Origin of the sequence: Streptomyces sp. 2P-4 (assembly GCF_030167965.1) — a bacterium.
Classification (GTDB): domain Bacteria; phylum Actinomycetota; class Actinomycetes; order Streptomycetales; family Streptomycetaceae; genus Streptomyces; species Streptomyces globosus_A.
Genome location: NZ_CP095011.1, coordinates 3,371,435 through 3,383,563, shown reverse-complemented (window position 1 = coordinate 3,383,563; position 12,129 = coordinate 3,371,435). Strand labels below are relative to the sequence as shown.

The window sequence follows — 12,129 nt, the reverse complement described above, 5'->3', positions numbered from 1 at the left end:
CCTAAGGTGTCCGAAGTTCACCCCAAGGAGTAAGGACCCCCATGGCAGGCAGCGCCGCCGTCACCCGCAACACACTCCGCCGGCAGATCGCGGACGCGCTGCGCGACGAGGTGCTGGCCGGGCGCCTGCCACCGGGCACCGAGTTCACCGTCAAGCAGATCGCCGAACAGTACGGCGTCTCCGCGACGCCGGTGCGCGAGGCGCTCGTCGACCTCGCCGCGCAGGGACTGCTGGAATCCGACCAGCACCGCGGCTTCCGCGTGCGCGCCTTCACCCTGGACGACTTCCGGGGGATGATCGAGGCCCGTACGCTCATAGTCGACGGGATCTTCCGGCGGCTCGTGGAGCGCGGCACCGCGCCCGGCTGCGGCGAGAGGCTGGTGTCGGTGCGCCGTCGGGCCGAAGAGGCGTGTCGGGCCGTGCAGAGCGGCTCGCTCGAAGTGCTGATCGGCTACGACCTGCGCTTCTGGAGGGAGCTGAGCGGGCTGGTCGGCAACACGTACATCTCGGATTTCCTGCACCGCATCCGCGTGCAGTGCTGGGCCTTCGCCGTGCCGCACCTGAAGGCGGCACCGGACCTGAACGCCGGGCTGTGGTCCGGCCACAACGAGCTGATCGACGCGGTCACCCGCGGCGACGCCGACGAGGTGCGCCGCCTCGTGCACGCGTACAACCAGCACGGCCTGGACTGGGCCGCCACGCTGACGACGGCCGACGCATGAGCGCCGCGAACGCGGACTCCGCCGCCACCACCCTGCCCGGCCCGGCCGCTGCCCCGGGCGGCCCCGCCGCGCCCGCCGGCCTCTCCGTCGTCGTCCCCGCCTACCGCGACGGGCACCGCATCCGCGCCACGGCCGCCGCCCTCCGCGAGCACCTCGACTCCCGCCTCGGAACCGGACCCGGCGCCTGGGAGCTCGTCGTCGCCGACGACGGCTCCGACGACGACACCGCCGCCGCCGTCGCGGCCGAGGCTGCCGCCGATCCGCGGATCCGGCTCGTCCGCCTCGACGCCCCCCGCGGCGAGGGCGCCGCCCTGCGCGCCGGAGTCGCCGCTTCCACGGGTCGCCGCATCCTCCTGGCCGACGCCGGCCTCGGCGTGCCGCCGGAGGAACTGGACCGCCTCGAACCGCTCCTGGCCCCGCCCGCCGGCCTCCCCGCCGACCGGGACCCGCACACACCGGCCGCCGAAGCAGCCGAAGCAGCCGAAGCAGCCGAAGCGCCCGGAACCCCCGGAGCCTCCGCACTCCCCGTCGCCGTCCTCGGCCGCACCGGCAGCCGCCTCGTCCGCGCCCTCGGCATCCCCGGCGTCCCCGGCTTCCGGGCCGACACCTGCGCCTTCGCCCTCCTCGACGGCGACCGGGCGCGTGCCGCCTTCGCCGCCTCCACCCTCGACGGCCCCGCCGTCGACGCCGAGGTGACCCGCCTGCTGCGCCGCGAGGCCGGACCCGGCGCCGTCGCCGACGCGCCCGTACGCCGCTCCGCCGCGCCGACCGGCCCGCCCGGCCGCCGCCCCGCGGGCGGCCGCCGCCGCGCGCTCGCCGACCTGTGGCGTCTGAACGCCGGCGGCCTCGCCGTCGCCGGGGTGTTCCTCGCCCTGTCCTTCTACCTCTTCCACGGCCTGTGGGCCGACCTCGACGGCCGCTACCTGCGCGACGCCCTCCAGGACCAGAACCAGTGGGAGTGGTTCACCGGCGTCGTCGCCGACAACGTCACCCACCTGCGGAACCCCCTCTTCACCACCGCCCAGGGCATGCCCGACGGCGTGAACCTGATGGCGAACGCCACGATGCTCGGCCTGAACGTCCCGTTCATCCCGATCACGCTGCTGTTCGGGGAGACGGTCACCTTCGCCCTCGTCCTCACGCTCGGCATGGCCGCCAGCGCCTGGACCTGGTACTGGCTGATCCGCCGCCGCTTCGTCCGCAGCCGGTGGGCCGCCGCCGCGGGCGGGGCGCTCGCCGCGTTCGCGCCGCCGATGGTCTCGCACGCCAACGGCCACCCGAACTTCGTCGTCCTCTTCATGCTGCCGCTGATCGTCGACCGCGCCCTGCGCCTGTGCGAGGGCCGCCGCGTCGTCCGCGACGGGGTGCTGCTCGGCCTGTTCGCGGCGTACCAGATCTTCATCGGCGAGGAGCCGCTGCTCATCGCCGCGCTCGGCATGCTGCTGTTCTGCCTGGCGTACCTGGCGGTCGACCGGCGGCGCGCCCTGGCCGCCGCGCGGCCTCTCGCGCGCGGCCTCGCCATCGCGCTGGCCGTGTGCCTGCCGCTGGTGGCGGTCCCGCTGTACTGGCAGTTCCTCGGCCCGCAGAGCTACCACTCGGTCCTCCACGGCGACAACGCCGGCAACAGCCCGCGCGCGCTGATCGAGTACGCCGCCCGGTCCCTCTTCGGCGACGCCGAGACCGCCGCCCGGCTCTCCATGAACACCACCGAGCAGAACGCCTTCTACGGCTGGCCGCTGCTCGCCTTCGGCACCGCCGTGTGCGTCTGGCTGTGGCGCCGGCCCGGCATCCGCGCACTGGCCCTCACCGGCACCGCCGCGCTGCTGCTCTCGCTGGGGCCCCGGGTGCGGCTGCCGCTCACCGACATCGTGCTGCCCGGCCCCTGGGCGGCGCTCGCCCACGCGCCGCTGTTCGAGTCGGTGATCGAGGGCCGCGTCGCGATGGTGTGCGCCCCGATCCTCGGCATCCTGCTGGCGCTGGCCCTCGACGGGGCCGCCCGCGCCCGGGTGCGCGAGCTGCGGACGCTCGGCCTGCTCGCGGCGGCCGCTGCCGTGATCCCGGTGCTGCCGCTGCCGCTCGCGGTACGGGACCGGGCGCCGGTGCCCGCGTTCATCACCTCGGGCGCCTGGAAGGACTACGTCCGCGAGGGCGAGGCCCTCGTCCCGGTGCCGCTCCCCGACCCGGGCCAGGCCGACGCGCTGCACTGGCAGGTCGAGGCGGACTTCGGCTTCCGGCTGGCCGGCGGCTACTTCAACGGCCCGTGGGGCGAGGAGCGCATCGGCATCTACGGGGCCCCGCCGCGGCACCTGTCGAACCTGCTGCGGGACGTCCGCTACGGCGCCCCGGCCCCCGAGGCCACCCCGGAGTGGCGGGAGCAGGCCCGCCAGGACCTGGCGCACTGGAAGGCGGGCGCCGTGGTGCTTCCCTCCCAGGACCGGGCCGAGGAGCTGCGCAGCCTGCTGACGGGGCTGCTCGGCGCGGAGCCGGAGCGGGTCCGGGACGCCTGGGTCTGGCGGGTGGGCCGCCGGTAGCAGGTCTCCGGGCGCCAGGCCGCCCGGTGGCCGGAGACCGCCCCCGGCGGCCCCCGGGTTCTGCGCGGCCCTTCGCTCCGCGTGTCCGGAGCACTACGCTGACGGCATCGGCGCGACAACGACTGATCGGAGCCCGAGTGGCCTGTGACCTGTGGCTGGTTCCCCTTGTCGACGTGCTGTGCCACAGCGCCGACAACCCCTTCGCGGAAGAGATCGCCTCGTACGACAAGGCGCTGGGCGAGGCCGGGCTGCCGTCCGTCCCGGTCTTCGCGTACATGCCGGGGCTGAGCGGGGACGTCGCCCCGGTCGCCGGGTTCGACTACGACGCCCTGCACTTCCTGCGGCGGGCCTACCTGCTGCGGGTCTGCGGACTGCCGGTCACGCCCGTCGACGAGCTGGGCGGGGACTACGAGCAGCTGCTGGAGATGTTCGAGGCGGCGGCCCAGCAGTCGCACCTGGTCTGGCACTACGACCACGCGGGCGCGTATGTGCCGGTGGACTTCCCGGCGCCGCTGGCCAACGAGGAGCTGCTGGCCGGGGGCGGCCCGCTGGGCTCGGCGCAGGGCCTGCTGCGGGAGCTCGCGGTGGTGGCCCCGGCGATCGGGATCGACCCGGCGAACCCGCCGGTGGCGCCGGCCCCGCCCGGCCGGCCGACGTCGCTGGAGGAGCCGGCGGGGCCGATCCCGTACGACGACAGCCCCTTCGCGCGGGAGCGGCACGTGTGGCTGGGCCTGCACGCGGCGGCGACGCGGAGCCTCGGCCAGGGCTCGATGATCATCTTCAGCTGAGGCCGCCCGCGCCCGCCCGCGTCCCCGCCGCAGGTCAGCGGGGCTGCTCGGGCGGCCGCTGCCGCGGCATGTTCGGGCGCGTCCCCGGCGGGAGCGGGAAGCGGGCCGGCGGCGCGCCGGCCTCCGAGGCGCGGCCGGCGGACCCGCCGAGGGACTGCATCACCAGCGGCGCCGGGCCGACGCTGAACTCGACCATCCACTCGGCCGTCTCCGAGCGCACCAGCTCCGTGATGTCCTCCGAGAAGCGGCGCAGGACCGTCAGGCAGCGCTCGGCGGCCTCGCTGGCGGTGCCCTCGGTGGGTCCCAGCACCTCGCGCACGTTCTCCGAGGCCCAGTCGAACTGCAGGGTCTGCAGGCGGCGCTGTACCGCCTGCGCCGTGGCGACGTCGCGCATCCAGCCGGAGGTGAGGCCGAAGAACCGGTCGCAGGCCAGGCAGGCGGCGCTCAGCAGCAGTGCGAGGTAGCCGTACTGCGACGCGCCGTGCGCGGCCCCGGCCAGGTCCAGCAGCGGCATCGCGGCGCCGGCGACCGCGCCGGCAGCGGTTCCCGCCCGCAGGATCCGCGCGCCCCGCCGCTTGAACGCCCGGTCGGAGAGGTACCACTCGGCGGTGCGCAGCGCGTCGGCCTCGACCCGCCGGTACAGCTCGTCCAGCCGCTCGGCCGGCTCGCCCCAGTCCCCCAGGGGGAACGGCCCCCCGGTCAGGTCGCCCGCCGCCATCGGTCCGCCGCCCTCCTCCCGGGGGTCCCGGGGCTCCCGGGGATCCCGGGCGGGCCCCTCGGGCTGCATCTCCGGCTGGCTCACCCGGCGCTCCCTCTGCTGCGCTGACGTGTGGTGGTGCGCGTGTGCTAAATGGTGCGCATGCCCTTTCCTACCTTCGAATGGCGGCCGGTGGGCGAGGAATCCCCGGTTTTCCGCCCGCAGGAAGGTCCCCATCAGCGGTGCGCACGCCGCGCCCCTCACTCGAAAGAGTTGGTCCTCTCGGCGTAGGGCGCTGCGCGCGGTGAGCACGTAGGCTCGGATTGACCAAGCGTCCCGACGTACGGAGTGAATCACCTGATGTTTCCCGGTGGCGGTCAGCCCAACATGCAGCAGCTGCTCCAGCAGGCCCAGAAGATGCAGCAGGACCTCGCGGCGGCCCAGGAGGAGCTGGCGCGCACGGAGGTCGACGGGCAGGCCGGAGGCGGCCTGGTCAAGGCGACCGTGACGGGCTCCGGTGAGCTGCGCGCGCTGGTGATCGACCCGAAGGCGGTGGACCCGGAGGACACCGAGACCCTCGCTGACCTGGTCGTCGCCGCCGTGCAGGCGGCGAACGAGAACGCCCAGGCGCTCCAGCAGCAGAAGCTGGGCCCGCTGGCCCAGGGCCTGGGCGGCGGCAGCGGCATCCCCGGCCTGCCGTTCTAGCCCCCCTCCCCGCACCCCCACCCGATAGCGAAAGAAGGCGTTCCGTTGTACGAAGGCGTGGTCCAGGACCTGATCGACGAGCTGGGCAGGCTGCCCGGCGTCGGGCCCAAGAGCGCGCAGCGGATCGCCTTCCACATCCTGCAGGCGGAGCCGACGGACGTCCGGCGCCTCGCGCACGCCCTGCTGGAGGTCAAGGACAAGGTCCGGTTCTGCGCGGTGTGCGGGAACGTGGCGCAGGAGGAGCGCTGCGGCATCTGCCGCGACCCGCGCCGCGACACCTCCGTGATCTGTGTGGTGGAGGAGCCGAAGGACGTCGTCGCGATCGAGCGGACCCGCGAGTTCCGCGGCCGTTACCACGTACTGGGCGGGGCGATCAGCCCCATCGAGGGCGTCGGCCCGGACGACCTGCGCATCCGCGAGCTGCTCGCGCGGCTCGCGGACGGCGCGGTGAACGAGCTGATCCTGGCCACTGACCCGAACCTGGAGGGCGAGGCGACGGCCACGTACCTCGCGCGCATGATCAAGCCCATGGGCCTGAAGGTCACCCGCCTGGCCAGCGGGCTCCCCGTCGGGGGAGACCTGGAGTACGCGGACGAGGTCACGCTCGGGCGTGCCTTTGAAGGAAGGCGACTTCTCGATGTCTGACGCAACGCTGCACGCCCTGGGACAGGACCCGGACGACTTCGCCGTCCAGATCGCGGACCAGATCGAGTCGTTCATCGTCGCGGTCACCGAGGTGGCCAAGGGCGAGGACCCCGACAGCGCCGTGCCCTTCCTCCTGCTGGAGTTCTCGCAGCTGCTCCTGGCGGGCGGCAGGCTCGGCGCCTACCAGGACGTCCTGCCCGACGAGCGCTACGAGCCGGACCTGGGCCCCGAGCCGGACGTGGACGAACTCCGCGAGCGTTTCGCGTACCTGCTGGAGCCGGTCGACGTCTACTCGGAGGTCTTCGACCCGTACGAGCCGCGGAAGGCGCCGGTGGCGCACCGGATCTCCGACGACGTGGCCGACGTGGTGGCCGACCTGCGGCACGGCCTGGCGCACTACCGGGCGGGCCGGACGGCCGAGGCGCTGTGGTGGTGGCAGTTCTCGTACTTCTCCAACTGGGGCCAGACGGCCTCGGCGACGCTGCGCGCCCTCCAGTCCCTCGTTGCGCACGTGCGGCTGGACCAGCCGCTGGCCGCGCTGGACGGGCTCGACACGGACGAGGACCTCGCCGAGGACGACCTCGCCGAGCAGGCCGGCCTGGTGATGGCCGAGGAGCTCGGGAACGTCGGGCGCCGGCCCGTCCGCAACCCGGTCGGCGAGCGGTAGCGGAAGACAGCCGCCCCCGCGGGCGGCGCGGCACGGCGCCGCGTGGCACGGCGCCGCTTGGTGTGATCATGGGCTGAACCGAAGGTCTCATGATGTGGTACACGTCGGCCGTATTGCGGTCGCTCGTTACACTGGCCCGCGACCGCAGTACAGGAATGAGCGAGGAGCGCACGTGGGCCTTGTCGTGCAGAAGTACGGAGGCTCCTCCGTAGCCGATGCCGAGGGCATCAAGCGCGTCGCCAAGCGGATCGTGGATGCCAAGAAGAACGGCCACCAGGTGGTCGTCGTGGTTTCCGCGATGGGCGACACTACGGACGAGCTGATCGATCTCGCCGAGCAGGTATCCCCGATGCCTGCAGGGCGGGAATTCGACATGCTGCTGACCGCCGGAGAGCGGATCTCCATGGCGCTGCTGGCCATGGCGATCAAAAACCTGGGCCACGAGGCCCAGTCGTTCACGGGCAGCCAGGCAGGCGTCATCACCGACTCGGTCCACAACAAGGCGCGCATCATCGATGTCACGCCGGGCCGCATCCGCACCGCGCTCGACGGGGGCAACATCGCCATCGTCGCCGGCTTCCAGGGCGTCTCCGCGGACAGCAAGGACATCACCACCCTGGGCCGCGGCGGCTCCGACACGACCGCCGTCGCGCTCGCGGCGGCGCTCGACGCCGAGGTGTGCGAGATCTACACGGACGTCGACGGCGTCTTCACCGCCGACCCGCGCGTCGTGAAGAAGGCGCGGAAGATCGACTGGATCTCCTCCGAGGACATGCTGGAGCTGGCCGCCTCCGGCTCCAAGGTGCTGCTGCACCGCTGCGTCGAGTACGCGCGCCGTTACAACATCCCGATCCACGTCCGCTCGTCCTTCTCCGGACTGCCGGGTACCTGGGTCAGCAACGAGAAGCCCGAGTCGCAAGGGGACGAGCAGGTGGAGCACGCCATCATCTCCGGAGTCGCCCACGACGTCTCCGAAGCCAAGATCACTGTCGTCGGCGTCCCGGACAAGCCGGGCGAGGCCGCGGCGATCTTCCGCGCCATCGCGGACGCCGAGATCAACATCGACATGATCGTCCAGAACGTGTCCGCCGCCGCGACGGGCCTGACGGACATCTCCTTCACCCTGCCCAAGACCGAGGGCCACAAGGCCATCGACGCGCTGGAGAAGGCGAAGGCCGCGATCGGCTTCGACTCGCTGCGCTACGACGACCAGATCGGCAAGATCTCCCTGGTCGGCGCGGGCATGAAGACCAACCCGGGCGTCACCGCCTCGTTCTTCCAGGCGCTGTCCGACGCGGGCGTCAACATCGAGCTGATCTCCACCTCGGAGATCCGCATCTCGGTCGTGACCCGCCAGGACGACGTCAACGCCGCCGTCGTCGCCGTCCACACGGCCTTCGGCCTGGACTCCGACAGCGACGAGGCCGTCGTCTACGGAGGCACCGGACGATGACCCCCGCCCGGTCCTCCGGCCCGGTGCTCGCCGTGGTCGGGGCGACCGGCGCGGTCGGTTCCGTCCTGCTCCAGCTCCTGTCCGTACGGGCGGACGTCTGGGGCGGGATACGCCTGATCGCCTCCCCGCGCTCGGCCGGCCGCCTGCTGGCCGTCCGCGGGGAGGAGGCCGAGGTGCTGGCCCTCACCGAGGACGCCTTCGACGGCATGGGCCGCGGCGACGTCGCGGTGTTCCTGACCCCGGCCGACGTCTCCGCCCGCTGGGCGCCCGCCGCCACCGCGCGCGGCGCCGCCGTGGTCGACCAGTCCGCCGCCTTCCGGGAGGACCCCCGGGTTCCGCTGGTGGTGCCCGAGGTCAACGCCGAGGACGCACGGGAGCGCCCGCGCGGCATCGTCGCCGGCCCCGACTGCGTCACCGCCGCCATGGCCGCGGCCCTCGGCGCCCTCCACGCCGAGTACGGGCTGCGCGACCTCACGGTCTCCTCGTACCAGGCCGCCAGCGCGTCCGGCCGGGCCGGCACCGAGGCGCTGCGCCGCCAGATGTCCCTGGTCGCCGGGACCTCGCTGGGCGGGATGACCGGCGACGTGCGGCGGGCCGTCGGCGAGGACACCGGGCCCTTCGCGGGCCCCCTCGCCCTGAACGTCGTCCCCTGGTGCGGTGATCTCGCCGCCGGGGGCTGGTCCACGCACGAGCTGGCGATACGGGCGCAGACCCGCCGGATCCTGCGGCTCCCGGCCCTGCCGGTCGCCGTGACCTGCGTCCAGGTACCGGTGTTGACCGGCCATTCGCTGAGCCTGCGGGCCCGCTTCGACGGCGCCGTGGACGCCGGCCGGGCCCGGGAGGTCCTCCAGGCGGCGCCCGGTGTCGTCGTGGTCGACGACCCGGCGGCCGGCGAGTTCCCGACCCCCGTCGACGCGGCGGGCACGGACCCCGCCTGGGCGGGCAGGCTGCGGGCCTCCCTCGACGACCCGTGCTCGCTGGAGTTCTTCGTCTGCGCGGACAACCTGCTCCATGGGTCCGCGCTCAACGCCGTCCAGACCGCGGAACTGATCGCTGCTGAATTCGCGTAATGCACTTTGTAGGATCAGGTGCTGATCCCTAGATCAAGGTGATGGCCTGACTGCCGCCTGGACGGACTGGGGCAATCAGGAAGAGCGAGTACGCATGAGGGCAATGAACATATTGCTGGTGAAGCAGCCTCGCGCGTACAACCCTGGCGGGGGGACGCGTGTCCAACGGGCGTGGCAGAGGCACTTCTCGACTTCGCCGGCATCCCGGTGCGCAGCACGATCGCCGCGCCCCGGCGACGTCCCGGCCCGTCCGGCGGGTTCCCGGTGACCGTCCCGGTGCCGCCGGGCGCGCTGTCAGGGGTGCCGACCCGGGGCGGCCTCGTGCCCGCGCCGCGCGGTAGCGCAGGCGCCTCCGGCGGGGAAGGGGCACCCGAGGACGCCGCGGCCCGCGAGGCCGCCGAGGTGCAGGAGGCCGTGGACGGGGACGCCGCCGAGCCGCGGGAGATCGTCGCCGGAACCACCGTCGACCACCTCACCGAGACCTACCGGGCCCACTACCGCTCCCTCCTCGGCCTTGCCGCCCTGCTCCTCGACGACACCGCATCCTGCGAGGACGTCGTCCAGGAGGCGTTCATCCGCGTCCACTCGGCCCGCAACCGGGTCCGGGACCGGGACAAGACCCTGGCGTACCTGCGCCAGACCGTCGTCAACCTCTCCCGCTCCGCACTGCGCCGCCGCATCCTCGGCCTCAAGCTGCTGTCCAAGCCGATGCCGGACATGGCCAGCGCCGAAGAGGGCGCGTACGACCAGCTGGAACGCGACGACCTCATCAGGGCCATGCGGGGGCTCCAGCGGCGGCAGCGCGAGGTGCTGGTGCTGCGGTACTTCGCGGACATGACCGAGGCCCAGGTCGCCGACACCCTCGGCGTCTCCCTCGGATCGGTGAAGGCGTACGGATCGCGGGGCATTGCCGCGCTGCGTGTGGCGATGGAGGCTGCGCAGTCATGATGGTCGACCACACCGGGCCGCGCGGCGGCGAGGAGCAGGAGCTCCGGACCCTGCTGCACGCAGCCGTCGCCGGACTGGAACCCTCCGACGGCGCCCTGGCGCGGCTGCGCCACGCCGTCCCCGCCCGCCGTACCCGGCGGCGCCGGGCCCTCGTCGGCGCGGCCGCGGCCGTGCTGCTGGCCGGGGCCGGCGTACCGACGGCCCTCCACCTGGGCACCACCGCCGGCAGCGGCACCGCCGGCGGCCACTCCGCCATGGCGGGCCGCGGACAGGAGCCCGCGCCCGCAGGCGGCTCCGGCACCCGCCACGACGGCGGCCACACGTCGAACACCGCCCCCGACGGCGGCAGCACCGCCGACCGCGGCACCGCCGACCCCGGCCCTTCGGGCACCGGATCGCCGGACGGCGGCAGCACCACCGGCCCCGAGGCGTCCCGCGGCCCCTCGGGCGGCCCTGCCGTCCCCGGATCCGGACCCATGCCGCCGGTGACGGCCCAGGGCACGCCCCCCGGGTGCAGCGCCGACCAGCTCGGCGTGCGCGGCAGCGCCCAGGCGCCCGAGCCGGACGGCAAGGTCTACGGCAGCTTCAAGGTCACCAACGTCTCCGCCCGCGGCTGCACCGTCACCGGCCCGGACACCGTCACGGCGGCGTCCGTGAGCGCGTCCGCGGCGGGCAAGGGCGTCGCCGTCGTCGGCCACACGGCAGGGGACCCGGCCGCCAAGCTGCCCGACCCGGCGGCGGAGGCCCCGCTGCTGGTGCTCCGGCCGAACACCGCCTACGAGGTCCGCTTTGCCTGGGTGCCCTCCGGCGAGTCCTGCCCGGCCGCCTCCTCCGGCACCGGCAGCGCCCCGCCGGCCGGCGGCTCCCCGCAGGACGAGCAGCGTACGGACGCCGGCGGCGGCACGACGGGCAGCGCCGACCAGGGCACCGTGCCGGCCCCGGAGACGGCAGGCGTGGAGGTGACGCACACCCCGGCCGCGGCGGGTGCGGCCGCCCCGACCACGCAGACGACGATCCCCGCCGCCTGCGGCGGGACCGTCTACCGGACGGGCGTCATTCCGCTGGACGAGCCGAAGCAGTGACCTGCGGGCCGCCGCCCGCGCCCTCGGGAGCGGCGGCGGCAGGGGAGGGCGCGGCGCCGTCGGGCAGCAGGCCCGCCTCGGCGTCGCGCAGCGCCTCCACCTCGCGGCGGTACAGCCGGAACCACATGAACAGCACGAACCCGACGAAGACGAACCACTCGCCGGTGTAGCCGAGGTTCTGGAACGCCTTCAGGTCCAGGCCCGTGTTGGTCGGCGCCTGCGCCGGCACCGGAGTCAGCCCGTCCGCCGGTGTCTGCACCGTCAGCCACGCGTCGTACAGCTCGTACGGCACCATGTTGACCAGCGAGGCCGCACTGATGACGCCGAGCTGCCCGGCGGGCAGCCCGCCGCGGGAGTACACGCCCTTGCTGGTGGACGTCTCGGAGGCCTGCAGGGCGCCCGTGACCTCCACCCGCCCGGTCGGCGCCGCCGGCGCCCGGCCCGGGTCCACCGCCCCCGGCAGCCAGCCCCGGACCACCGGGACCGCCTTGCCGGAGTCGGTGCGCAGCAGCGTCAGGACGTAGAAGCCGTTCTTCCCGTCGAGCCGCCGCTCCGGGACGAGCAGCTGTTCCGCGTACTCCCCGGAGACCGAGGCCAGTCGGCCGGAGGTCTTCTTGTCGACCGGCAGCAGCGACGCGAGCGGGGCCGCGGCCTCCCCGGCGGGCCGCTCGGCGGAGGCCTCGCGGTGCGTGGCGACGCGGTCCTCGAACCGGCCGAGCTGCCACGAACCCATGAACAGGCAGAACGGGACGGCGAGCGCGACGAAGACGTTGATCCCCCACCACCGCGGGGTCAGGAGAAACCGGTGCACCCCACCACGG

12 protein-coding genes are annotated in these 12,129 nt (G+C 74.1%); 10 read left to right on the top strand and 2 right to left on the bottom strand.

Features of this window, described 5'->3' with window-relative positions:
• Positions 1–41: 41 nt before the first annotated feature.
• The 3 genes from MUK52_RS14725 (at position 42) to MUK52_RS14715 (ending at position 4,041) form a co-directional block, all read left to right on the top strand.
• Entirely contained in the window at positions 42–722 is a 681-nt protein-coding gene (locus tag MUK52_RS14725; RefSeq protein WP_114053483.1) for a GntR family transcriptional regulator, read from the top strand.
• Positions 719–3,253 carry a glycosyltransferase gene (locus tag MUK52_RS14720; RefSeq protein WP_284576915.1) on the top strand — a complete coding sequence of 845 codons (2,535 nt, stop codon included), beginning with the start codon at positions 719–721 and terminating at the stop codon, positions 3,251–3,253. Before MUK52_RS14725 ends, MUK52_RS14720 begins: the two co-directional genes overlap by 4 nt.
• 137 nt (positions 3,254–3,390) lie before the next feature.
• Positions 3,391–4,041: a putative DNA-mimic protein gene (locus MUK52_RS14715; protein ID WP_114053485.1), complete on the top strand. Its 651-nt coding sequence runs from the start codon at positions 3,391–3,393 to the stop codon at positions 4,039–4,041.
• Between the two features lie 34 nt (positions 4,042–4,075).
• Here the strand turns inward: MUK52_RS14715 and MUK52_RS14710 are convergent, their stop codons facing one another.
• The gene (locus MUK52_RS14710) at positions 4,076–4,843 is read right to left on the bottom strand and encodes an SLATT domain-containing protein (protein ID WP_174250329.1); all 768 of its coding nucleotides are present in this window, start codon (positions 4,841–4,843) and stop codon (positions 4,076–4,078) included.
• A 255-nt stretch (positions 4,844–5,098) separates the two neighbouring features.
• On the opposite strand from MUK52_RS14710, the gene MUK52_RS14705 reads away from it, so the two are divergent.
• From MUK52_RS14705 to MUK52_RS14675, 7 genes are all read left to right on the top strand, one after another.
• Positions 5,099–5,443: a YbaB/EbfC family nucleoid-associated protein gene (locus tag MUK52_RS14705; protein ID WP_114053486.1), complete on the top strand. Its 345-nt coding sequence runs from the start codon at positions 5,099–5,101 to the stop codon at positions 5,441–5,443.
• 45 nt (positions 5,444–5,488) lie between these two features.
• On the top strand, positions 5,489–6,088 hold the full coding sequence (recR, locus tag MUK52_RS14700) for a recombination mediator RecR (protein WP_114053487.1): 600 nt from the start codon (positions 5,489–5,491) through the stop codon (positions 6,086–6,088).
• Positions 6,081–6,755 carry a DUF5063 domain-containing protein gene (locus tag MUK52_RS14695; RefSeq protein WP_114053488.1) on the top strand — a complete coding sequence of 225 codons (675 nt, stop codon included), beginning with the start codon at positions 6,081–6,083 and terminating at the stop codon, positions 6,753–6,755. The genes recR and MUK52_RS14695 overlap by 8 nt, the downstream gene beginning before the upstream one ends.
• 172 nt (positions 6,756–6,927) lie before the next feature.
• On the top strand, positions 6,928–8,208 hold the full coding sequence (locus MUK52_RS14690; RefSeq protein ID WP_114053489.1) for an aspartate kinase: 1,281 nt from the start codon (positions 6,928–6,930) through the stop codon (positions 8,206–8,208).
• Positions 8,205–9,278 (top strand): aspartate-semialdehyde dehydrogenase, encoded by a 1,074-nt coding sequence (locus MUK52_RS14685; protein WP_114053490.1) that lies wholly within the window; start codon positions 8,205–8,207, stop codon positions 9,276–9,278. The genes MUK52_RS14690 and MUK52_RS14685 overlap by 4 nt, the downstream gene beginning before the upstream one ends.
• Before the next feature lie 171 nt (positions 9,279–9,449).
• Positions 9,450–10,226, top strand: a complete 777-nt coding sequence (locus tag MUK52_RS14680; RefSeq protein ID WP_246042263.1) for a SigE family RNA polymerase sigma factor — start codon at positions 9,450–9,452, stop codon at positions 10,224–10,226.
• A complete protein-coding gene (locus MUK52_RS14675) occupies positions 10,223–11,308 on the top strand; it encodes a hypothetical protein (protein ID WP_284576908.1) in 1,086 nt (361 codons plus the stop codon). Before MUK52_RS14680 ends, MUK52_RS14675 begins: the two co-directional genes overlap by 4 nt.
• Here the strand turns inward: MUK52_RS14675 and MUK52_RS14670 are convergent.
• The gene (locus tag MUK52_RS14670) at positions 11,280–12,119 is read right to left on the bottom strand and encodes an SURF1 family protein (RefSeq protein ID WP_284576906.1); all 840 of its coding nucleotides are present in this window, start codon (positions 12,117–12,119) and stop codon (positions 11,280–11,282) included. The two genes, MUK52_RS14675 and MUK52_RS14670, sit on opposite strands and share 29 nt — an antisense overlap.
• Between the last annotated feature and the right edge of the window lie 10 nt (positions 12,120–12,129).